This is a genomic window from Rhodococcus sp. IEGM 1306, from assembly GCF_036541985.1.
Lineage (GTDB): Bacteria > Actinomycetota > Actinomycetes > Mycobacteriales > Mycobacteriaceae > Rhodococcus_F > Rhodococcus_F qingshengii.
The window spans coordinates 50,975-73,535 of sequence record NZ_JAZHFF010000007.1 but is presented as its reverse complement, the minus strand read 5'-3'; the positions used below and the strand labels follow the sequence as shown (position 1 = coordinate 73,535).

Here is a 22,561-nt window from a genome sequence, read left to right as displayed (position 1 = left end):
GTCATCCACCGAACGTGGACACCAGCGACTCGACCGTCTGCTTTGCACTGAAGTAGTCGAGACGGAAGGCTGCCGTTCCCATCGCGTATACCCGATCACCCTTGACCGCAGGTTGATTCGCAAGGAGCGGGTCGGCCGCGAGTTGCTTCTCCACGTCCTTGGGCCCCATCGAGACGGCAAACAGCGTCTGCGCCCCGTCTAGTGCGGCAGACATGTTTTCGGAGCTGACGATCGCGACGCCGGAGGCACCCCGCTTGTCCGGAGCGACAAACTGCTCGGCGGGCTCGGCATAGGTGAAGCCGAGCGAGGCCAGCAGATTGCCCTGCGGGCTGTCAGCTCGGAACGTCCAGACACCGTCGGCACCCATGTAGACCAGTGCCGTCACCGGCTGCTCGGGAAGTTTGATCTTCGCGGCTTGGGTGGTGACCCAGCTGTCGTATTCGTCGACGGTTTTGGCGGCCTCGCTCTCGAGTCCGGTGACAGTCCCGAGCTGATCAGCGAGCTCCTCCCAGGAGCTGGCGCCGTAGTCGAGAAGAACAGTGGGTGCGATGTCGCTCAGCTGTGAGTAGGCATCGAGTGTCGAGTCGCCGCCGTTGGCGGAGCCGATGATCAGATCGGGCTCGAAGGTCTCGATCGCGTCGAGGTCCAGCTCGAGATTTCGGTAGAGCACCGCGACGCCACGATCAGCCGCCACGCCCGACCACTGGGAGAAAAACCCCTGGTCATCGGTCATTCCCGACGGCGTTGTCGCCGCACTCGCGACCACCGGCGCTCCGATCGCAAGCAGCGTGCCGGTCAACGACGGCGAGGTGGACACGATCCGAGTCGGCTTTGCAGTGATCTCGGTACTGCGGCCGCCGTGATCGACGGTGCGCGGCCAGCCCTCGGTGGCCCCGGAGGTTTCCTGGGTGCCCTCGGTTCCGGTGTCACTACCTGACGAATTCGAGCAGCCGGCAAGAGCGAGGGCGACGACCGCGGCGAGTACTGCCGCCGTCGGGCGTAGAGATCTGCGCATGAGTATGTGGCTTTCTGAAGATACGAGAGTGCGCCGCTGCGAACGCAGTCGGCAGAGGTAAAGTTAGCCATACTTAAGTCCCAAGGGTTGTCCAGGAGCGCCAACGTGTTACCACTATCGGGAAGGTCGGACGCAATCGACTTGGGGCCGATCCGCGCCTGCCGCACCGAGCCAAGCATCGGCCGCTCACCGCTGTTGTTCTGGGTTCTCGCAGGTAGTGGACGCGTCAGGACCGGATCGACCGTCTACGAGGTGCCGGCGGGCGAGTTGTTGTGGATCCCTGCGGGCGTGCGATATTCGATGGAGACGGACTCGGATTCCGTCGCGTTTCCCATCCTGCTTCCGCCCTCGAACGGCGTCAGCGCCGGGCCGGCTACCGTGACGCGTCTGCGCGTTCCGCCCGGATGGGAAGACAGACTGATCCACGAGTTCGTTCACAACCTGGGCTATCTGCGCGGCGACGCTGCACACCCGTCGTCCTTGTTCGAAATGATTACCCGGGCCGACGACGGGGCCACCTCGCTGCCGCAATTGCCGCAATCACGGGAAGCGTTCGAGATCGCGCACGCCCTGTTGCGAACACCTGGCACCGACGACACCGAGGCACAATTCGCGAAGCGTGCCGGGATCAGCATTCGAACGCTCCAGCGATACTTCGTGGAAGAAACCGGCCTCACCTTCACGCGCTGGCGGCTTCGAGCTCGGATCGCCGCGTCGTTGGAGTACCTGAAGCAGGACCGCGAGATCGGTTGGATTGCAAACGAAGTCGGCTTCGAAACGGGCAGCGGATTCACGCGTGCGTTCCGGTCCCAGATGGGAGAGAGCCCGAGCGACTATCGCCGCCGGGCCCTCTCCGCTCCAACCGATCGCAGCGTGGACACCGACAACGATCAAGCATTGGTCCGCATGCTCGCAGAGACCAGGCAGCCCGGGGAAACAGCGCCGCCGATACCGGCCAATGCGACGTGGCCGCGCGTCAACGGCGCCCACGTCGCCGTGTGGGTCTACCGAGGCCAAGCCCGGGTGGACGTCGCGGACCGCAGCTGGGAACTGCGCACCGGAGAGGCCATGATTCTTCCTGCAGGCGTCCTCAATACCGTCACGGTTCCGACTGGTTCACTGCTTCTGCCGCTCGGCTTCCGTTCCTCGAACGGGTCGACCGTATCTGCCGACGCCCTCGAGACCGTGCAGTTCTCCCCCGCTGACGAGTTGGCATTGCTGCACACTTTCGTCGCCGCCTACACGCCCTTGCGCCCGCGCGGCCACGACAGCGCCATCGCATTCGACATCATCGCCACCGGCCCTCTTGCACAACCGGTTTCGAACACCTCGCCCGCCGCTTCGATTGCCACACGACTGGCAGCGACGACCGCCGCCCGCCCGGCCGACCCTCGCACTCTGGACGAGTGGGCGCAAGAGTTCGGTACTGACGCGGCCAGGCTGCGCCGGGAGTTCCGTATCGAAACCGGCACCACGTATCCGCAGTGGCGATCGCTTTCACGGATGACCCAGGCACGCATCCAACTCCAACTCGGGGTTGCACCCGGCACGGTGTCGAGGAACCTGGGTTACGCGCACCTGCCCGCATTCAGCCGAGCGTTTCGCACTGCGCACGGGATCTCACCGCAGCGCTTCCAAGCCCAGTCCGTCGAACGCGCCCTCTGGTTACGTTCTGTGCCGCGCGCCGCGGAGCCGAGCGCTCGGGTTCTTCACACCCACTGAACGAGTTGCCACACGATTCCGTTGGCGTCGACGAACTGGCAGTAACGCTCACCCCACGGTTCCGTCTCCGGTTCGGTGACGACGGAGGCACCTTCAGCAGCGATGCGGGCGAACTCGGCGTCGACATCGTCGACCACGAATGCAATGAGCAAGCCTTGACCGGCCGGACCTGCGACGAAGTCGGGCTTGAACGTCCCGAGCCCGGTGCGCAGGAAGACCACGTTGACCCCGGCATCCGGATGATTCAGGGAAACGAAGCCGTCATCGGCCATGGCCTCGGTGAAACCGAAATGGGTTTTCGCGAAGTCTGCCGATGCGTCGGTGTCGGCGACGTTCAAGGACAGAGCAGTGCTGGTGATTTTCATCGTGGGCCTCCCATGATCAATAAACCTTATGCAGTGCATACAGTATGCACCGTATAAGGTATACCACCGTTGAGGTATTCCCGATTTCTGGAGACGACTGATGGCACGCGAACTGATCGACCTGCTCTGGCGCGATCACCCCCTCGCGCCGAAGGGTGGCACCCGCGGCCCGCGAGCGAAGGTCACCACCTCACAGGCGGTCGACGTCGCGATCTCCGTCGCGAATACCGACGGCCTCGACGCCGTGACGGTCCGCCGATTGGCCGCCGAACTCGGAATCTCGGGCATGGCGGTGTACACCCACGTCGGATCCCGCGACGATCTGCTGGTGCTCATGGTCGACGCCGTACACGGACACAGCCCACTCCTGCCGTACGGGAACATGACCTGGCGCCAACGTGTGCGTCGGGTCGCCGAGGAAGAACTTGCCCTCTATACGGAGCATTGGTGGCTCCTGGACATCTCCGATCAGCGCTCCGCGTTGGGTCCGGGAACTATCGCGAAGTACGACCACGAACTTCACGCCTTCGACGGCACGGGACTGAGCGACATCGACCGGGACTCCGCCCTGACATTTGTCGCCGACTTCGCCCGATCCTCGGCGCAAGCGCGGCGCCCTGACCCCCGAGCAGCCGACATGGCCGAGGTGTGGTCGTCCTGGAACCAGCGTCTGGCTGCTTATCTCGGCGACGACTTCCCGCTGGCGCAGCGAGTCGGAGGGGCGGCCGGCGAGGCCAAGAACTCCCCGTACAGCCCCGAGGCGGCCTGGGAGTTCGGGCTGGACCGGGTACTGGACGCCCTGGACGGCCTCATTCACATCGAATGACATTCCTGCAATTCGTGGGAGACAATGTGTCCGTGCAGCGTTTCGGTTGGTCTCGACGGTCCGACGGCGACCCTTCGGTGTTCGAACCGCGAGAGCTGTTGCACGCCTACGAGAATCGATCGACTCGAGAGGTACGAGATTCCGGCGAGCTTCTCATCGAGATTCCGCTGAGCGACGCGAGCATCGTCGAGATCACCGTTCTTGATGCCTCTGCGGGCTGGATCGACTCCCGCGTGCGAGGACTCTGCAGTTCCCTGGACAAGATCGACCGCCGGGCTCAACGCGTACTTCGAGGGGGATTCAGCATCGGCTGGATCGAACTCGAATCGGAGCGCCACGGCGTCATCGACTACTGGGAAAACGGGGTCAACAACGAATACCCCATCTCCATCGTGTGGAATGGAAACTCCTGGGAAGAATCGGCAACCACCTAGCCTCGAAATCAGCGGAATACATCCGCGAAGACGGGGTAGACGAGTACATACCAGCGGCACATCGACTCAACTCCAGGCGTGGTGGACAATGTTTCTCAGCGACCAGTCAATTCGTCACCACACCCGCCGTTTCGGAGCAGCTCTGTCGCCTTCACACAAGTGGCCTCCGCCCACCGAAACACAGCGCATCGCACGCTGGAGTGAGCGGTCTGAGATGCTCGGCGCGCTGTCGGTACTCCTGTTCTGGGCTTTCGGCTTCGGCATCCTGCTGGGCGTCGGCGCGATCACAACAGGAATCTTCGCGCTCCGACGTCACCCGAAGAAGTCTGGCGGGCATCTGCTCTCGAATGCCCGCCAGCTGCCATGGGATGCAATAGTCGGCCTCTTCACCGGATTCATCGGTCTGGCACTGAGCGGCTGGTTCTTCGTCGTGGTCCTACCCAACATGTAGCCCTCTGCTAGCCGAGTCCGTTCGCGGAGGTGGCCAGCGCTCGGAGTTCACGTCGGAGGATCTTGCCGGTAGTGGTGAGCGGCAAGCTGTCGATGAACGTGATCTCCCTCGGGTACTGGTAGAAAGCAAGGCGACTTTTCACGTGGGTCTGCAACTCCGAACGGAGCTCCTCCGAGGAGTTCGACCCCTCGGACAGTACGACAAAAGCGTGAACCGCTTCGCCGCGCAACGGATCCGGAACACCGATGACACCTGCCATGGCCACCTCGTCGTGCGAGAGCAGGCACTCTTCGATCTCTCCGGGGCCGATTCGGTACCCCGCGGACGAAATGACGTCATCGGCACGTCCCTGGTACCAGAAGTTCCCGGCGTCATCAGTCCGACCCAGATCACCGGTGTGAATCCAACCGTCGTACACCTTTTCATCGGTCTTCGACGGCTGGTTCCAATATCCGAGGAACTGTCCGGGGTTGCCTGCCTTCACACAGATCTCGCCTACCTCACCAATCTCGACCGGCTCGCCGAGTGGATCGAGGAGGGTGACTTCGAAGCCGGGGAAGGCGCGGCCCATCGAACCGCTGGCGGGACTCCACTTCGACCGCGACGTGCCGATGGTCAGATTCATTTCCGTCTGCCCGTAGAACTCGTTGACAGCTACGCCGAGAGTGCTCGCAACCCAGGCTTGCAGCGCGTCACCGAGTGCCTCACCACCGGTTCCCAATGCCCGCAGCTGAATACCACGCGCAGCAGTCTTGTCGACGCCGATGCTTCGCATCTGCTTGAGGGCAGTGGGAGGAATGAAGGCGCCCGTCACCTTGTGACGGCTCAGAATCTCGACCGCACGCGAAGGCGTGAATTTGTCGGGCGTCGCAACTACGGGGCACCCCAACGCAAGTGCGGGGAACAGTACGTCGAACAAACCACCGATCCAGGCCCAGTCTGCCGGCGTCCAGAAGACGTCTCCCAGCTGCGGAGCATTGTCGAACGCCGTCCGCATACCGGGCATGTGCGCCAGGAGAATTCGGTGCCCGTGGAGCGCGCCTTTCGGATTCCCGGTCGTCCCTGAGGTGTAGATGATGATGGCATGTGAATCGGGGCCCGTGGCTACCAGTTCACTACTTTCTGCGGCATCGTCGACGAGGCTGTGGAAATCGAGGATTTGCACGGGCGTCGAATCGGAGAGCCGATCGAGCCTTCCGACCACGATTACGGCTTCGAGACCCGGCATCTCACCGATTCCGTCGGCAACTCTTTCATAGCAGTCCTTCTCGACCACAAGAACTTTCGCGCCGGAGTCACGCATCCGATGTACTAACGCATCCGATCCGAACTTGACCGAAAGTGGAACGGTGACCATTCCGGATCGGAAGGCGCCCAGATGTGTCGCCAGAACCTCGATTCCCTGTGGGACCATCACACCGACGCGATCGCCTGAGACCAGGCCGAGATCCGCGAGCACGGTCGCGAACTTTCGGCTCATCGTGGCGACTTCACCGAATGTGTACCGCGCCCAGTGCCCACCGGTGTCTACGACGAGGGCCAGATCATCGGGATTCTGTACATCGACACATGCGTGCGCAATGTTGAAGTGCTCTGGCACAGCCCATTCGAAGTGTTCTGCTTCGAGGTCCTGCCACCATGACATATGCCGCCGAGAACTCACCGAGCACCCACTTCGAGGTCGAGGGAATGGGTCTCGCCTACCAGGAATGAGAATTCGCCGGAGAAGACAAGGTCTCCGTCTTGGTTGACGAGTGAGCCTTTCGACGTCACGATCGCGGTCTCACCGTCCGAGCGAGGGCGCACCGACAGCACTTCCGACACCGCATGCACCGAGTCGCCGAGGTAAGTCGGCCGGTGGAATCTGACCTGATCGAGCCCGTAGAAGCACTGCAGGTAACGGGGGTCCAACTCCACCAGACCGAGCAAGGTGGACAACATGAGGGCACCGTGGGCGATCTGGCGACCGAAGCGCGTCTGCTGCGCGTAGTCGGGGTCGAGGTGAAGGGGATGGCGGTCCCAGGTGAGGTCGGCGAAACTTCGCACATAGTCTTCGGTGACGACCCGCGGGTCCGTCACCGCAATGTCTCCGACAGAGATCTCTTCGAAACTCTTTGTGATCATTGAAGTTTCCTCTATTAGTTGACAACCGTGGAGCGTTGATCGACCGGCGGCAGATACGCCCCGTTGTCATCGATGTACATGTCGCGACTTCCTTCGTCGAGGTCGGTGTCACGGACGAAGTAGACGCTGATCAGCGAAATAACAGACAGGGCAGCGATATACACAGCGACCGCAAGCGATCCACCGGTTGCGCGAACCAACATGGCGGCAACCATCGGCGCGATTGCACCACCCAAGAGCACCCCGATCTGAAAAGCGATGGACGCTGCGCTGTACCGCACCCGTGCGTCGAACAGTTCCGCGATGAACGTCGCCTGCGGCCCGTACGAGATGCTGAGCATGAATGCGCCGACTGCCAATGCGCCGGTGGTGATCCAGAAGTTGCCGGTATCTATCGCGGCGAATGCAACGAAGACCCACACTCCCATGCCGGTGATGCCGACCATCAGGATCCGGCGTCGGCCGAATTTTTCGGACAGTTGACCGAAGATCGGAATGAAGATGACTGCAACGAGCGCGGACACCATGACCGCTCCGAGCATGAGGTTTCCGGACAGCAGATCGAACTGATCGGCGTAGGTCAGGCTGTAGGTGTTGAGGATGTAGAAGTAAGCGCCCGTGCTGATCATCGAACCTGCGGCAAGAATGATTTGACGAGGGTAGTTCTTGAACGCGTCGACCATCGGAATCTTGACCGCAGTGTTCTGCTGCTTCACGCGAGCGAATGCGGGAGTCTCTTCCAACGCGGTGCGAATGTAAAGCCCGACGGCGACCAACGCGATACTCAGCAGGAAGGGAATTCTCCACCCCCACACCAGGAATTGGTCCCCGGTGAGCGCCTTGGTGCCGAACATGACGGCCGTCGCCAGCAGAAGGCCAGCAGGCACACCGACCTGCGGCATACTGCCGTAGAAACCGCGGCGGTTCTTGGGTGCGTATTCCACAGCAGTCAGAACTGCACCGCCCCACTCACCCCCGACGCCGAAGCCCTGAATCAGTCTCAGCAATACGAGAAGAATCGGGGCCCACACACCGATCTGGGCGGAGGTCGGAAGGACGCCGACCAGGAACGTCGCTGCTCCCATCAAGAGAAGTGCGAGCACCAAGACCTTCTTGCGTCCGATGCGGTCGCCGAAGTGGCCCATCACAACACCGCCGAGTGGCCGCGCCAGGAAGCCGACAGCGAAGGTGGCGAAGGAAAGGATTGTCGCCAGCGCGGGGTCTGCGTCCGAAAAGAACAGCGGCGCAAAGACCAACGCGGCGGAGGCGCCGTAGATCTGAAAGTCGTACCACTCGATCGTGGTGCCGACCAGAACCGATCCGGCCACACGCCGCAGGGCAGGCCTGTCGACAGTTGCGGGAGATGGGGGATTCGCGTCGTTCATGTCATTGCTCCTTGTATGGAGTGCCCTGTTAGCTCTCGCACCGAGAGGGAGGCTCGACAAGGAGACTATGCAGTGATCCAGGGCACAGTCAAGCTTTTTTCAATCGATCGATTGATTAGTTGAGATGCAATTTGCCAGTACACAAACAGCTATCAATCGACTGATTGACAGCCGGTCGATTTCGGCGGCGATGCTAGCATGATTGGGCAACCAACCGAAATGAGGATCATGGACCTGGGGCGCGTTCAACGGGCGGCAGTCACGCTGTTCGCGACGAAAGGATTCGCCGCCACCGGCATTCGTGAGCTCGGAGCCGAAGCCGGCATCAACTCGGCAACGCTCTACCACTACGTCGGCAGCAAAGAGTCACTGTTGGCCTCGATCATTCGGTCCTGCCTCGACGAGCTGACGCAGTCGGGAGAGCGGGCAATGCGCCGAAGCGCCGATCCCGTAGTCCAGCTCGCCGGCCTGGTGTCGTCACACGTCGGCATTACCGCCGTCAACCAACTGACTGCCCGCGTCGCCGAGTACGAGATGCGCGGGTTGACCGGAGACAACCGCATCGAGTTGCAGACCCTGCGCGACGAGTACGAGCAACTTTTCGGACAGATCCTCGAACGCGGACAACGCGTGGGCGCCTTCGACATCGAAGATCTGGCATTGAGCCGACTCGCGATACTCGAGATGTGTACCGGGGTCGCGCATTGGTACCGGCCCGGTGGGCGTCTCGAGTTGGAAGATGTCCAGCGATTCTTCGTCAGCACCACGTGCAAGCTTCTGTCGGTTCCGTCCGACGAACTGCACGGTGTGGAGTTCATTCACGACGTCCGAAAGCTGGACAGCGAGCCCGAGACTCAGTCCTCCGAGATCTGGGGAACCACTGCACAGAGCGAATTCGCGCGACAGTCCGAGCTTTAACCGCCCCTCGAAACTCCCGGCTCTGGTACGAACTGAACATGCAACTACCCGCGGACAGTCATGTTCACAGCGAGTGGTCGTGGGACACCGGCGGACCGCTGTCGCACGCATCCGGACGAATGCAACAGACTTGCGCGCGTGCCGAAGCAATCGGATTGCCGGCGTTGGTGTTCACCGAGCATCTCGACTTCGATGCTCGGTGGCGCACAACCGCCGCAGATCTGATGCCCCATCAACATCACCTGCTGAGCACCGACGGCTATGTCCGCGCACCGATCCTCGACGTCGACGGCTATCTCGACAGCATCGAACGATGCCGACACCGTTTTCCTGAATTGCGGATACTCACCGGCGTCGAGTTCGGACAACCGCACCTGCACGAAGCGCAGGCGTCGCACCTCCTTGATCTCGGTGTCATCGACCGGGTATTGGGTTCCTTGCACACGCTCGAAGTCGGCGACGATCGGAGTGAACCGAACACTCTGTTTCGAAAGTGGAGTGCCGACGAAGTCATGTGGGCATACCTCGATGAGATCCCGCGTATGGTGGCTGGCTCTCGGACCTTCGAGGTGTTCGCCCATATCGACTACGCGGTGCGTGCATGGCCGATCGAAAGTGCCGGACCTTTCGATCCCCGTCGATTCGAAGAGGGATTCCGAAATGCGATGCGCGCCATCGCCGACAGCGACCGGATCCTCGAGATGAACACCCGTCGGCTGTTGCCCTGGATACCCCAATGGTGGGGCGAAGAGGGAGGTAAAGCGGTGACATTCGGCAGCGATGCACATGTGCCCGAAGCTCTGGCAGCCAATTTTCCGGAAGCGACCGCGATGCTCGCGCACTACGGATTCCGTCCGGGTCAACGTCCCGAAGAGTATTGGACCCGCTGATCCGCCTGATTCCCAGACCGATATTTCCGTGAACTCGGGTTGTCGGAGACGGATCAACCCGCAATAGTCGATGTATGGATCGGTACAAAATCACGATGCCCGACGGCTCTTCGACCGAGGAACCTTTCAATTCCGACAAGGAAGCAATCACTTGCGCAGTGGATGCGAACCGAGGAGTCAGCAAGAACCTCGTAGTCGAAAAATACACGGCCGACGGTCATCTGGTTCCAACCGCGCAGGCGCCTGCGAAACACACAGGTCGTCACAAGAAGAACCGTTCGAAGAGTTGAAAACTCGACTAGTTCACAACTCTCGAACTCGGCGTGTGGCGACCGGATGCGTGACGCAGAAGTAGTTGGATCGCGTGCTCGACAGTTGCACCGAGGACAGCTTCGGGGTCGCCCGAGAAAACCTGCTTCTCCGTTTCGGCGGTCCCATGGTCGACGACTCCGAACCACACAGTTCCGGGTCGAACGTTCTCCTGGGTATCAGGGCCGGCTTCACCGGTGACGGCCAGCGCCAGCGACGCACCCATCAGAGTGGCGGTGCTGTGCGCCATGACCCTGGCTGCCTCTTCGCAGACCACTGGCCCGTCCGGAACATGAAGTACGGAATGTTTCACCTCGCGGGTGTACGCGACGATCCCACCACAAAACCACGATCCGGCGTCCGGCGCCTTTCCCAGATGTGCGGCGATGTTCCCGGCAGTCAACGATTCCGCCGTCGCCACCGACAGACCGTGTTCCTCTACTGCCGCAGCCAATTGCCTGCACATATCGTCGAGATCCTTGTCCGACGGAAGCTCGGGTCGTGGATCGCCATTCATATGTTCCTCCTCCTGCAGTCCGATCGGTGACTTCGACAAGACATTGAAAGTTCTCGAATGCCCATTCCAACCGTGCCTTACAGCTCACTGCCCCCTTGCGAACTGCACCCTTCGAAAGTGCGTCGAGCGCACTCCTCGATCACATCAGCTACACGTGACCGACGCGTGAGTTCACGGCGCTGCACGATCGCCCCGTTTCCGTTACTGAACACCTTGTCCAAGGAGGCCGTGACCTGCTCGAATTCTCCGAATGCAGTCAACGCAGGTTCGACGTGATCCACCAATTGCCGAACCGCCTGGTGTGCAGTCAGCAAGCGCACGGATTCCACGTCCAGCGACCTCCCGTCGAGTCCGTCACGCGCCGCCCGCCAGCAAGCCGCGCGGAGTAGCTCGTGATCGACAGCAGGCGCTGCTTCACCTTTCGTGATCGCGGCGGATGCGGTACCGACGAGTGCCTGCACCAGTGTGGCCAGAGTCATCGTCTCCTCCACGGTGGCGGGCACGTCGCTGATCCGAATCTCCACGGTGGGAAGGTGATCCGACATGCGCACATCCCAATAGACCATGTGTGGATCGAGAATGACCCCTGTCTCCAGCATTGCTGCAACAGCATCTTCGTAGTGCGCCACGGACTCGAAGTAGGGCGGCGGACCCGAACTGGGCCATCGGCCGAACAGAACGTAACGCCAACTCGCATAACCGGTATCGCGACCGGCGCTGATCGGAGAGTTCGCCGTCAGTGCCAACAAGGTCGGTAACCATGGGCGCAGATGGTTGATGATCTGGACCGATCGTTCTCGATCTTCCACACCGACATGAATGTGGCAACCACACATCACACCTTCGGTGATCGCTCTGAATTGACCGGCCATTCGCTGGTATCGCGACGTTTGAGTGATCTCGTCTACCGGCGGATCGTAGAACGGCGTCCCGACTGCGATGAGTTGACAACCCACACGGGCAGCGGCGTCGGCGGTGACGGCACGCGACTCACAGAGTTGATCACGAAGATCACGAATATGGTTTCCGATCGACGTAGACGTCTCCACCTGACAGCGCGTGAGTTCGAGTTGCAGCGAGATACCGAGTTCCCGCCCGGCGGCAGCAACCTCGGAGTTGCGCAGAGTGGGATGTCCAGTCTGCGGATCGCAGAGCAAGAACTCCTCTTCGACACCGAGAGTCGGTGTACCTACCGAGAATATGTCGGGAGTCGGCTTCGCGTTCATAGGGCTTCCTCGCACCGGTTTTCATCCACATCCGATACTTCGAGCGTACGACCTTCTACCCCTTTCGGCACTACTCCGACCGTTTCATCCAGTCACCGATCGGGTAGTTGCCCTGTGAACCGACGACGAGCGAAGAATCGCAAGTCGTCATGAGCTCAGGATGGAGTGTGCCGTGACAAACGCGAGCGAAAGTTCACCGGTAGATGACGAACACACAAATCGATCGCACGTAGGGGAGGCAATCAGCGACGGTCGCAACTATCCCGGATACCTGCTGATCGGACTGGGCCTGGCAACACTCGGATTGACCTTGGTGGCAGCAGGTTACGGATTTCGTGGTTGGGCAGTCATTGCCGGCGTCGTGTGCGTGGTGTCCTTCATCGTCGGAACACTGGCCATCTTGATGGAACACCGACGGGTCAAACGACTGGAAGGTCAGGAACTCTTCGATCAAGAAGGGCACTGAACCGACCGCTCGAGTCGTATTCTGCACAAGCAGAATACGACTCGAGCAGAACACAGCTCAGTGAGTGCGGAGTTGCTCGATCAGCTCACCCTTGTTCAGCTTCGAATAGCCGTGCAGATCGAGTTCCTTGGCACGTTTCTTCAGCTCGTCGACTGTCCACTCCTCGTACGGCGAGGATTGTCCGCCGGACTTGGCGACATTCGACCGCCCTCGATTGGCGGCCGCATTGGAGATTCGGGCCGCCTTCTCCTTGGAATCGCCCTTCTCGCGTAGCTCTTCGTAGAGTTCTTGATCCTTGAGTTGAGGTTGTGAGTCCTTGCGAGCCACTGTTTCGTCCCTTCACTCGTCTTCACTCCGACGGTGTGGCCGAACTGGCAATTCGGCCACACCGCAGGTTCGAACGTACGTCGGCACTCAGGATGTAGGCGGCACCTCGAAACGCCCCCACACGCGGTGCGTCTTCAGAAGCTGAGCCAGCGAGGCGAGCGCTCCTTCCGCGTCTGCATCGACGACGACTCCCAATGCAGACTCGTCGATACCGGCCGCAGCCAGCGCACTCATGCTCTCTCCCCAACCACCAATCGCCTTGCTGTGACGATACATTTCGTTCAGCAGAGTCTCCACCCGTGGATCCAACTTGCCCTCGCCGATCCGAGAAACGTCGCCGCTCAGCAGGATTGCATCGAATTCGATCGAACGAGCTGTGAGGTAGGTTCGCTGCACCGTCACCGCGTCGTCACCGTCCCCGATGGTTCCGCCGTGCGGGCCGAGGATCAGCGGCACCATGCCGGCGTCGAAGATCTTGTCTCGAACGGCGACAACCGTTTCGAGATCGGAGTTCTCATCGACCAGTAGTGCGATGATCCTTCCGTCTACCGGCCATTCCGCACCAACCTGGGACAGTGCAGGGCTGAGCTCCGGATCACTCAACGGCTCGGTCGGTTCGGGAACCGGAAGGCCAAGCCCCCCTGCGACGATCGACACGAGACCCGCGTCGATATTTGCCAAGATGCCCAGATTCCGGGTCTTGATGTTCTCCTCGTAGCACTTACCCAATTCGAAGGTATACGCCTGCGCGACGTGCTCCTGTTCGACAGGGGAGAGACTGCGATAGAAGAGTCGAGCTTGCGAGAAGTGATCGTCGAACGATGCCGGCGCCTGCCTCACCTTTCGCCCTGAAACTTCTTCGGGCACCTCGATATAGGCCGCGCTCTCCGCCGAGGCCAAGAACGGGCACCCACCGTCCAACGAATTGGGATGGTACGGCGCAACTCCGGTATGTACACCGTCCTGATGAAAGCCGTCGCGAAGCATGTCGTTGACAGGCGCGTGAGGACGGTTGATCGGGATCTGATCGAAATTGGGGCCACCGAGTCGCGTGATCTGGGTGTCGAGGTACGAGAACAAACGTGCCTGCAGGAGACGATCGTTGGTGATGTCGACACCCGGAACCAAGTGGCCCGGATGGAATGCAACCTGCTCGGTCTCGGCGAAGAAGTTCGTCGGATTGGCGTCGAGTGTCATCGTTCCGATGACCTGAACCGGCGCGAGTTCTTCGGGCACGATCTTGGTGGGATCCAATAGATCTATGCCTTCGAACATTTCGTCTTCGGTATCAGGGAACACCTGCACGCCCAGATCCCAGGACGGATACGCACCCGCCTCGATGGCGTCGGCAAGATCGCGTCGATGGAAATCCGGATCCACACCGCCGGCGATCTGCGCTTCCTCCCACACGAGTGAATGCACTCCGGCGGCCGGCTTCCAGTGGAATTTCACCAGATTCGTCTCGCCGTCGGCATTCACGAGCCTGAACGTGTGAATACCGAAGCCCTCCATCATGCGATAGGAGCGCGGGATGCCGCGATCGGACATGTTCCACAATGTGTGCGCCGTGGCCTCGGTGTGCAGCGACACGAAATCCCAGAATGTGTCGTGCGCGCTCTGCGCCTGCGGGATCTCGCGGTCCGGGTGGGGCTTCGCGGCATGGATGATGTCCGGGAATTTGATGCCGTCCTGGATGAAGAACACCGGGATGTTGTTGCCCACCAGGTCGAAGACACCTTCGTCGGTGTAGAACTTGGTGGCGAAACCGCGTGTGTCGCGTACGGTGTCCGCCGAACCTCGTGAACCCAGCACCGTCGAGAACCGCACGAACACCGGGGTTCGAGCACCGGAAGCGAACACCGATGCTTTACAGATGTTTTCGGCCGCGCCATTCGCCAGGAACGTTCCGTGTGCGGCCGCCCCGCGGGCGTGGACGACGCGCTCCGGAATTCGCTCGTGATCGAAGTGTGTGATCTTCTCACGCAGGTGGTGGTCTTGAAGAAGAGTCGGGCCACGCTCGCCGGCAGTGAGTGAGTGGTCGGTCTCGTAGAGACGTGTACCGGTTGCGGTGGTGAGGTACTCCCCCCGCTGGCCGCGACCGTTTCCCTTCACCTTCTCCTCGGCACCCGCGACGGTGCGCACCTCCGGCTGCCGCTGGTCATCCTTGGGCGGCAACGGCTGTCGAGGCTTGACCGGCTCTTTCAGGTCCGGCGCTTTCGGGGCCGGTGCACCTGGGACGGACTGAGATGAAGGCATCGAACAGCTCCTCTTGATCGTCATGCTGGGCGCAAGAATCTTGTTACGCCTTATGTAAGTAGAGATTTCAAACTGAACGCGGAGCCACGACTCACCCCCGGCTGGGATCAATCCCAGGCCGAGGGTGACGAGTGCGTCAGGGCTATTGCTCGGACTTCTGTCGCGCTTCGTCCGCGGCCGCTTCTGCGCGAGCCTTCTCGGCTTCTGCCTCTTTCTTCGCGACTTCTCGCTGGCTTTCGGCCTTGTCCTGCTGGGCGCGGCCCTCTCGGGTCAAACTGTCGTTTCCGGAAACCGCACCCACGGCTTCCTTGGCCTTACCCTTGACGTCCTCTACGACGCCTTTGATTCCCTCGCTGGGACCGCTCTTGTCATCTGGCACGTTGACCCTCCAATACGTTTCGGATTGTTGCTCAGGGATCCCACACAGGTAGGAATCCCACACAGAAGGCCCTACCCCGTCGAAATTCGCATAAACATCCGTGCACCGACACGCCGCAACGCGTACAAGAAGCGGCCACCGAGGGGAGTGCCGTTCACTCTCGTGTGTTATTCAGTGCTCATGAGCCAGTTACAGACCGATCCCCCCGTGGGCGGAACGCTGTCCACGATTCGCGCGCTTGCGCCCAACCTGGCTCCGAGCGAGCGACGCGTCTCGAACATCTCAAATAGCAGACAGCATTCTCAGAAACTGTTTACCGGGCACAGGAATTGGCGGGACTCGTTCCAGAAGGGGAAGAGGTCGGTGGTGGTGGCCGTGGGGTGGTCGATCTCGGCGAGAGTGTAGAAATCGAGAATCGTCCGCCCGGCGGTTGCGCTGACCTCGCATGCCTGCAAGCTCAGTTTCGCCTCCGCCACGAAGCCGATACTGCGGGCGAAAGGTCCGAGGATCCCGGCATTGACAAAACCCTCGAGGTTTTGTCCCCACTGGTTGTAGTCCGACTGCAAAGCAAAGCTGCATGTTTCACCGAACAACTCGGTGCAGGTTGTCGGCTTCCCACCGATCGTGTGAACCGTATCGGCGAGCTCGTGCGAAGTACCTTCGCGCGGTGATCCGGAAAGGAGAAGCAAGACGGCGACGGCCAAGGCAACCACCAGAAGGATGCTCGCGGCCGTTGCCAGTATCGCCTTCACAATCCCTCGATCCACGTAAGTTCATGAGGGGAACCGTTTTTGGAACACCGGTCACTGGATTTGTACCCGTGACACTCGGGGTCCAAACATCGACCAGGCTGGGAGCCGTGCATCAGGCTGGGGGGTCGCGAGAGGATCTGTGGGAAAAGCCGGGGGAGGATCGACACTCCCTTCCACTACTAATGTATATCGCACCGGGGGCCTTGCGGCAAGGCCCGGGTAGTGCCGCAGAATGGCTGTTCCGATCCCGCACGACCCACTACGGGATCGGAACAGCCAGCGGAAGTGAGGGCACGTGCCAACCCAGGGATACGAAGAAGAACTGCGATCCGAGCGGAACTATGTGGAGGCGCTCTACGCACGCCTCGATGCGGAGCGCGCCCGAGTCAAGGGCAGGTACAGCACCGCTCTGCGCGGAAACGGCGAAGCACTCATGGAACGCGATGCAGAGGTGCGCGCGCTCGCCAAAGAGGTGAAGAGGCTGGACGTAGCCGACAACGGCCTGTGCTTCGGCCGGTTGGACTCGCTGACTGGTGAGACTTCGTACATCGGCCGAATCGGCCTTCTCGATGCGGACAACGACTACGAACCGGTGCTGCTCGATTGGCGGGCGCCGGCATCTCGCCCGTTCTACGTTGCCACCGCTGCAAACCCGGAGAACATGCGTCGACGCCGTCAGTTCCACACACGCAGTCGACACGTGGTCGATTTCACCGACGAGGTACTCGGGCGCCCTGACTGCGCAGAACACGACACCCACAGCGATTCCGCCTTGCTCGCAGCAGTCAATGCACCCCGCGGTGAGGGAATGCGGGACATCGTGGCCACGATCCAGGCCGAGCAGGACGACATCGTCCGACTCGAACACCCCGGGGTGCTGGTGATCGAAGGTGGCCCCGGTACCGGGAAAACCGTCGTCGCCTTGCACCGCGTCGCCTACCTGCTCTACACGCAGCGAGAGCGAATGGAACGTCACGGCGTTCTCGTGGTCGGGCCGAACCCGGCGTTCCTGAACCACATCGGCCGCGTGCTGCCCTCGCTGGGCGAGTCCGACGTGGTGTTCATGACCACCGGTGATCTCGTTCCGGGTTTACGCGTCACCGCCGAGGACGCTCCTGAGGCCGCTGGGCTCAAAGGCTCGCGGAAGATCCTGGACGTTCTCGGCGCAGCGATTGCCGATCATCAGCGATTGCCCGAGAACCCGTTGTTGATCGAATTGGCGGACGTCACAGTGCGAATCGACGCCGAAACTGCGGAGTGGGCCCGAGAAGAAGCTCGTTCGAGCGGACTCCCCCACAACGACGCTCGCACTGTGTTCACCGAAATCGTCACCTGGGCACTGACCGAGCGGGCGATAGCGCGGATCGGCAAGGGATGGTTGACACGCAGTGACCGTGAAGCCTGGGAACAAGTGCGCGCAGATCTGACCGCAGAGTTGGCGGAGAATGACGCGTTTGCCGCCGCACTCGACGCACTCTGGCCGATCTTGACACCGAAAGAGCTACTGACACAACTGTTTACTTCGCCAGAACGCCTACGCAAGGCAGGCGCAGACGAGACACTGTTGCGCCGAGAGGGCGATGCCTGGACGGTGTCCGACGTTCCGCTTCTCGACGAATTGGTGGACATGCTCGGCCGGGACAAGCCCGTCGACCAGAGTGCCGAACGTGAACGCCGCGACGAGGCTGCGTATGCAGCGGGCGTGCTGGACATGATGATCAGTCGTGAAGACTTGATGGACGACGAGGATCATCTCCTCGCCCAGGACATGCTGTACGCCGAGGACCTGGCGGATCGTTTCGTCGAACGCGATACCCGGGAGCTCGCCGAACGCGCTGCTGCTGACCGAGACTGGACGTACAGGCATATCGTGGTCGACGAGGCACAAGAGCTGTCCGAGATGGACTGGCGAGTCCTGATGCGCCGCTGCCCGGACCGGTCTTTCACGGTAGTAGGTGATCTCGCGCAACGACGTTCACCCGCAGGTGCTCGCTCGTGGGCGACGATGATGGAGCCGTACGTCCCCGGCCGCTGGATCTACCGATCCCTGTCGGTGAACTATCGCACCCCCGCCGAGATCATGAGCGTCGCCGCCGCCTTGCTCGCCGAGTTCGCGCCAGACATCCAGCCACCCGAGTCCGTCCGCGCCTGCGGGGTCCAACCGTGGTCCAAGCGAATCTCCGCCGACGAACTAGCCTCCGCCATCGACGAATTCAATCAGGACGAGGCCGGACGCGAGGGTACGAGCGTCGTCATCGGACCTGCGAGTGTGCCCGGCGCTGTGCCGGTTTCGGAAACGAAGGGCCTCGAGTTCGATGCCGTGCTCGTCGTGGAACCGGAGCGAATCATCGCCGACGGCCCACGCGGTGCGTCTGAACTCTATGTCGCCCTCACCCGCGCGACCCAACGTCTCGGCGTCCTACACGAGGGGCCATTGCCGCACGCATTGACCGGGCTCGTCCGGGTCGGGACGGCCAGATCACCGCAATCGTTCGCGGCGAGCGATCGTGCTGTGTAGGCCTTCGGCAGCAGCGCGCACGTAGGACACCTGGCTCTCGGGGACGAAGCGACTGGTGGGACCGGTGACACTGATGGCCGCGACGGGTTTGTCATTGGTTCCGAATACCGGCGCCGCAACGCATGCGAGACCCGGCGCTGATTCCTCGCGCTCGAACGCAATACCGGTCTCGACCACTCGGTTCAGTTGGGTGTTGAGAATGCCGGGCGCAACAATTGTGTGCGGGGTCCGGCGCGTCATCGGCTCCGACAGCACCTCGCGGCGAAACTCGTTGTCGGAGAATGCCAGGAGCGCCTTGCCGATTGCGGTGCAATACAGCGGTATCCGGCCACCGGTCCGGGACGGCGAGTTGGCTTGCCGGTGTCCGCCGATCTTCGCGACGTATACGACGTCGTGGCCGTCACGGACCCCCAGGTGGACTGTCTCGTGGGTCCGCTCGTACAGGTCCTGGAGGAACGGCATCGCCATCTCCAGGAGGCTACGTTCGAGAGAGGCGAGCATGCCGAGTTCGAAGAGGCCGCCGCTGAGCCGGTAGCCACCGTCGATACGGTCGAGTAGCCGGTTCGCGACCAGTTCGTTGGCCAGGCGGTGCACCGTCGCCTTGTGCAGGCCCGTCCGCTGGACCAGGGTGGCCAGAGGCAACACGTGGTCGTCGGCCCGGAAGGCGCGCAGGATCGTCACCGCCTTGCCGAGCACGGTGTCGAGGTTTGCGCTGCCAGTCACCTCCCCAGCGTATCGCTGAGTGAGACAGTTCCCTGGCGCAATCTCGGTGCCGCGGCGAAAGTAGTGGCCATGAGCCAGCCCACGAATACCAGTACAGCTAGCGAGACCGACATCGCAGCTGCTGCGGACCGCCTCGCAGCCGCCATCGCGAGCGGCACTCCCTGCGCGCCCGTGCGCGATCTGATCGGCGCCGACGACCTCGTCGCCGCCTATGCCGTCCAGCGCCGCGTCGACGAAATCCGTCGGCAGGCGGGGGCCGTGGTCGTAGGCCGCAAGATCGGCCTGACCTCGGTGGCAGTCCAGCAGCAGCTCGGTGTCGACCAGCCCGACCTCGGCGTGCTGTACGCCGACATGGAGTTCCCCGCCGGCGGCGCCATCCCCATGAGCCGTTTGATCCAGCCCAAGGTCGAAGCGGAAGTTGCCTTCGTGCTCGGTGCCGACCTCGTGGACGGACCGCTGGACAGTGCGCAGGTGCGCGGTGCGATCGACTACGCCGTCGCCGCGATCGAGATCTGCGACAGCCGCATCGAGTCGTGGGACATCAAGTTCGGTGACACCGTCGCCGACAATGCGTCCTCGGGCGTGTACGTCCTGGGAACCGAACGACGCACCCTCGACGAGGTGGAACCCGCCGGCGTCGTCATGTCGATGTCCGTCGACGGCACCGAGGTGTCCACCGGCGTCGGAACCGCCTGCCTGGGCGATCCGATCGAAGCCGTCGTCTGGCTCGCCCGCACTGCACGTGAGTTGGGGCAGCCGCTGACCGCAGGGCAGGTGATCCTGTCCGGCGCTCTCGGCCCCATGGCACCGGTCACCGCAGGCAACGTAGTCACCGTGACCGTCTCCGGGCTCGGTTCCGTCACCACCAGTTTCTCCAGCGAAGAGGACAACGCATGAGCAAGGTCAAGGTCGCGATCATCGGATCGGGCAACATCGGCACGGATCTGATGATCAAGGTGCTGCGCAACTCCGACTACCTGGAGATGGGCGCGATGGTCGGTATCGACCCCGCGTCCGACGGCCTCGCTCGCGCCGCGCGTCTGAACGTGCCGATCACGGCAGAAGGCGTCGAAGGCCTTGTCGGTCTGCCGAACTTCGACGAGATCGAGATCGTCTTCGACGCCACCTCGGCAAAGGCTCACGTGGCCAACAACGCGCGGCTGGCTCCCCTCGGCAAGCGCATGATCGACCTGACGCCTGCCGCGATCGGACCGTACGTCGTACCGGCCGTCAACGCGGACGAGCACTTGGACGCACCCAACGTCAACATGGTGACGTGTGGCGGCCAGGCCACCATCCCGATGGTTGCCGCTGTTTCTCGGGTCGTCCCGGTGGCGTATGCGGAGATCGTCGCGTCCATCGCCTCCAAGTCGGCCGGTCCCGGAACGCGCGCCAACATCGACGAGTTCACCGAGACCACGTCCGAGGCGATCGTGGCAGTCGGCGGCGCTCGTCGCGGCAAGGCCATCATCATCCTCAACCCCGCTGAGCCGCCGCTCATCATGCGCGACACGGTCTTCTGCCTCGTCGACGCACCGGACCCGGCTGTTCACGACGAGATCCGTCAGTCGATCGAGAAGATGGTCGGCGACGTCTCCGCGTATGTCCCCGGCTACCGACTCAAGCAGGAAGTCCAGATCACCGAGATCCCGGCCGACCAGCCCGTCGAGACGTTGCTCGTCGACGGCAATCGCCCCACCCACCAGGTGTCGGTGTTCCTCGAGGTCGAGGGCGCGGCACACTACCTGCCTGCGTACGCCGGCAATCTCGACATTATGACGTCCGCCGGAATGCAGATCGCGGAGCGCATCGCCCAGCAGAAGGAAGCAACCAAGTGAGCAACCGCAAGATCTTCGTCCAGGACGTCACCCTTCGCGACGGCATGCACGCTGTCCGCCACCGCATTTCGCCCACCGACGTCAAGCGGATCGTCACAGCTCTCGACGCTGCCGGCGTCGACGCGATCGAAGTAGCGCACGGTGACGGCCTCGCCGGCGGCTCGCTCAACTACGGCCCCGGCTCGAACACCGACTGGGAATGGATCGAAGCAGCGGCCGAGGTACTCGAGCACGCTCGTCTCACCACGCTGCTACTTCCGGGTGTCGGCACGATCAGTGAACTCAAGCATGCTTACGACCTCGGTGTGCGCTCGGTTCGCGTTGCCACGCACTGCACCGAGGCCGACGTCTCCGCGCAGCACATCGAAACCGCCCGCGAGATCGGCATGGACGTCTCGGGCTTCCTGATGATGAGCCACATGGCGCCTGCCGAGGAACTGGCCAAGCAGGCCAAGTTGATGGAATCGTATGGCGCGCACTGCGTCTACGTCACCGACTCGGGTGGACGTCTGGTGATGAACGACGTCGCGGATCGTGTTCGTGCATACCGCGACATCCTCGACGAGGGCACCGAAATCGGTATCCACGCCCATGAGAATCTCTCGCTCTCGGTTGCCAATTCCGTTGTTGCAGTGCAGAACGGCGTCACCCGCGTCGATGCTTCGCTTGCCGGTCACGGCGCCGGTGCCGGCAACTGCCCCCTCGAGGCCTTCATCGCCGTCGCCAACATCGAAGAGTGGGAGCACGGCTGCGACCTGTTCGCCCTGCAGGATGCCGCCGACGACATCGTCCGACCGCTGCAGGACCGGCCGGTCCGCGTCGATCGCGAAACCCTCACTCTCGGCTACGCCGGCGTGTACTCGAGCTTCCTGCGCCACGCCGAAGCTGCGTCGGAGCGCTACGGAATCGACGTTCGCACACTGCTGCTCGAAGCTGGACGCCGCCGTCTGGTGGGTGGTCAGGAGGACATGATCGTCGACATCGCGCTCACCCTCGCAGCGCAGGCGACAAAGGAAGCAGTCTGACGCGCTGCCGAGTTCGCTGACACCCGAGTCCCGCTCCCGTCTCCGGACGGGGGCGGGACTTCTCAGTTGGACTGAGAGTTTCCGCCGCGACGCCG

At 62.1% G+C, this 22,561-nt stretch carries 23 protein-coding genes; 11 read left to right on the top strand and 12 right to left on the bottom strand.

The window, feature by feature from the left end; translation table 11 throughout:
• Position 1: 1 nt before the first annotated feature.
• The gene (gene fepB, locus V3587_RS20480) at positions 2-1,015 is read right to left on the bottom strand and encodes a Fe2+-enterobactin ABC transporter substrate-binding protein (protein ID WP_007735706.1); all 1,014 of its coding nucleotides are present in this window, start codon (positions 1,013-1,015) and stop codon (positions 2-4) included.
• Positions 1,016-1,120: 105 nt separating this feature from the next.
• Between fepB and V3587_RS20475 the strand changes: the two genes are divergently transcribed.
• Positions 1,121-2,737: an AraC family transcriptional regulator gene (locus V3587_RS20475; protein ID WP_283377110.1), complete on the top strand. Its 1,617-nt coding sequence runs from the start codon at positions 1,121-1,123 to the stop codon at positions 2,735-2,737.
• Here V3587_RS20475 and V3587_RS20470 read toward each other — a convergent pair.
• On the bottom strand, positions 2,725-3,102 hold the full coding sequence (locus tag V3587_RS20470) for a VOC family protein (RefSeq protein ID WP_030537422.1): 378 nt from the start codon (positions 3,100-3,102) through the stop codon (positions 2,725-2,727). The genes V3587_RS20475 and V3587_RS20470 overlap by 13 nt on opposite strands.
• Before the next feature lie 100 nt (positions 3,103-3,202).
• On the opposite strand from V3587_RS20470, the gene V3587_RS20465 reads away from it, so the two are divergent.
• The 3 genes from V3587_RS20465 to V3587_RS20455 all read left to right on the top strand — a co-directional run bounded on the left by V3587_RS20465 (position 3,203) and on the right by V3587_RS20455 (position 4,813).
• Positions 3,203-3,928 (top strand): TetR/AcrR family transcriptional regulator, encoded by a 726-nt coding sequence (locus V3587_RS20465; protein WP_007735703.1) that lies wholly within the window; start codon positions 3,203-3,205, stop codon positions 3,926-3,928.
• Entirely contained in the window at positions 3,925-4,362 is a 438-nt protein-coding gene (locus V3587_RS20460; RefSeq protein ID WP_283377109.1) for a hypothetical protein, read from the top strand. The genes V3587_RS20465 and V3587_RS20460 overlap by 4 nt, the downstream gene beginning before the upstream one ends.
• A gap of 88 nt (positions 4,363-4,450) precedes the next feature.
• Complete coding sequence (locus tag V3587_RS20455; RefSeq protein WP_225320185.1) at positions 4,451-4,813, top strand: hypothetical protein; 363 nt, start codon at positions 4,451-4,453, stop codon at positions 4,811-4,813.
• 7 nt (positions 4,814-4,820) lie between these two features.
• Here V3587_RS20455 and V3587_RS20450 read toward each other — a convergent pair whose 3' ends face one another.
• The 3 genes from V3587_RS20450 to V3587_RS20440 are packed head-to-tail and all read right to left on the bottom strand — an operon-like array spanning position 4,821 to position 8,322.
• Positions 4,821-6,458 (bottom strand): AMP-binding protein, encoded by a 1,638-nt coding sequence (locus tag V3587_RS20450; RefSeq protein ID WP_064113550.1) that lies wholly within the window; start codon positions 6,456-6,458, stop codon positions 4,821-4,823.
• A 14-nt stretch (positions 6,459-6,472) separates the two neighbouring features.
• Positions 6,473-6,937: a MaoC family dehydratase gene (locus V3587_RS20445; RefSeq protein ID WP_003943225.1), complete on the bottom strand. Its 465-nt coding sequence runs from the start codon at positions 6,935-6,937 to the stop codon at positions 6,473-6,475.
• Between the two features lie 14 nt (positions 6,938-6,951).
• Entirely contained in the window at positions 6,952-8,322 is a 1,371-nt protein-coding gene (locus V3587_RS20440; protein WP_209448088.1) for an MFS transporter, read from the bottom strand.
• 219 nt (positions 8,323-8,541) lie between these two features.
• Here V3587_RS20440 and V3587_RS20435 point away from each other — a divergent pair, with 219 nt between their 5' ends.
• Both V3587_RS20435 and V3587_RS20430 read left to right on the top strand, forming a co-directional pair.
• Positions 8,542-9,240 carry a TetR/AcrR family transcriptional regulator gene (locus V3587_RS20435; RefSeq protein WP_225320187.1) on the top strand — a complete coding sequence of 233 codons (699 nt, stop codon included), beginning with the start codon at positions 8,542-8,544 and terminating at the stop codon, positions 9,238-9,240.
• A 38-nt stretch (positions 9,241-9,278) separates the two neighbouring features.
• Positions 9,279-10,130, top strand: a complete 852-nt coding sequence (locus tag V3587_RS20430; RefSeq protein ID WP_073512494.1) for a PHP domain-containing protein — start codon at positions 9,279-9,281, stop codon at positions 10,128-10,130.
• 298 nt (positions 10,131-10,428) lie between these two features.
• Here V3587_RS20430 and V3587_RS20425 read toward each other — a convergent pair whose 3' ends face one another.
• Positions 10,429-10,956, bottom strand: a complete 528-nt coding sequence (locus V3587_RS20425; protein WP_007735692.1) for a CinA family protein — start codon at positions 10,954-10,956, stop codon at positions 10,429-10,431.
• Positions 10,957-11,033: 77 nt separating this feature from the next.
• Positions 11,034-12,182 carry a glutamate--cysteine ligase 2 gene (locus V3587_RS20420; RefSeq protein ID WP_217018059.1) on the bottom strand — a complete coding sequence of 383 codons (1,149 nt, stop codon included), beginning with the start codon at positions 12,180-12,182 and terminating at the stop codon, positions 11,034-11,036.
• A 160-nt stretch (positions 12,183-12,342) separates the two neighbouring features.
• Between V3587_RS20420 and V3587_RS20415 the strand changes: the two genes are divergently transcribed.
• Entirely contained in the window at positions 12,343-12,648 is a 306-nt protein-coding gene (locus V3587_RS20415; RefSeq protein WP_007735689.1) for a hypothetical protein, read from the top strand.
• 57 nt (positions 12,649-12,705) lie between these two features.
• Here the strand turns inward: V3587_RS20415 and V3587_RS20410 are convergent, their stop codons facing one another.
• From V3587_RS20410 to V3587_RS20395, 4 genes are all read right to left on the bottom strand, one after another.
• Entirely contained in the window at positions 12,706-12,975 is a 270-nt protein-coding gene (locus V3587_RS20410; RefSeq protein ID WP_003943161.1) for a DUF7218 family protein, read from the bottom strand.
• An 87-nt stretch (positions 12,976-13,062) separates the two neighbouring features.
• On the bottom strand, positions 13,063-15,231 hold the full coding sequence (locus tag V3587_RS20405; protein WP_003943216.1) for a catalase: 2,169 nt from the start codon (positions 15,229-15,231) through the stop codon (positions 13,063-13,065).
• Positions 15,232-15,373: 142 nt separating this feature from the next.
• Positions 15,374-15,610 (bottom strand): microaggregate-binding protein 1, encoded by a 237-nt coding sequence (mbp1, locus tag V3587_RS20400; protein WP_003943084.1) that lies wholly within the window; start codon positions 15,608-15,610, stop codon positions 15,374-15,376.
• A gap of 302 nt (positions 15,611-15,912) precedes the next feature.
• Positions 15,913-16,377, bottom strand: coding sequence for a hypothetical protein (locus tag V3587_RS20395; RefSeq protein ID WP_223304477.1), 465 nt, complete (start codon positions 16,375-16,377; stop codon positions 15,913-15,915).
• A gap of 280 nt (positions 16,378-16,657) precedes the next feature.
• Here V3587_RS20395 and helR point away from each other — a divergent pair, with 280 nt between their 5' ends.
• Positions 16,658-18,880: an RNA polymerase recycling motor ATPase HelR gene (helR, locus tag V3587_RS20390; protein WP_283377108.1), complete on the top strand. Its 2,223-nt coding sequence runs from the start codon at positions 16,658-16,660 to the stop codon at positions 18,878-18,880.
• Here helR and V3587_RS20385 read toward each other — a convergent pair.
• Positions 18,842-19,603 (bottom strand): IclR family transcriptional regulator, encoded by a 762-nt coding sequence (locus V3587_RS20385; protein ID WP_003942865.1) that lies wholly within the window; start codon positions 19,601-19,603, stop codon positions 18,842-18,844. The genes helR and V3587_RS20385 overlap by 39 nt on opposite strands.
• Positions 19,604-19,672: 69 nt before the next feature.
• On the opposite strand from V3587_RS20385, the gene V3587_RS20380 reads away from it, so the two are divergent.
• The 3 genes from V3587_RS20380 to dmpG are packed head-to-tail and all read left to right on the top strand — an operon-like array spanning position 19,673 to position 22,466.
• On the top strand, positions 19,673-20,500 hold the full coding sequence (locus V3587_RS20380; protein WP_007735684.1) for a 2-keto-4-pentenoate hydratase: 828 nt from the start codon (positions 19,673-19,675) through the stop codon (positions 20,498-20,500).
• Positions 20,497-21,441 (top strand): acetaldehyde dehydrogenase (acetylating), encoded by a 945-nt coding sequence (locus tag V3587_RS20375; RefSeq protein WP_003943168.1) that lies wholly within the window; start codon positions 20,497-20,499, stop codon positions 21,439-21,441. Before V3587_RS20380 ends, V3587_RS20375 begins: the two co-directional genes overlap by 4 nt.
• Entirely contained in the window at positions 21,438-22,466 is a 1,029-nt protein-coding gene (gene dmpG / locus V3587_RS20370) for a 4-hydroxy-2-oxovalerate aldolase (protein ID WP_020909650.1), read from the top strand. Before V3587_RS20375 ends, dmpG begins: the two co-directional genes overlap by 4 nt.
• Positions 22,467-22,561 lie beyond the last annotated feature (95 nt).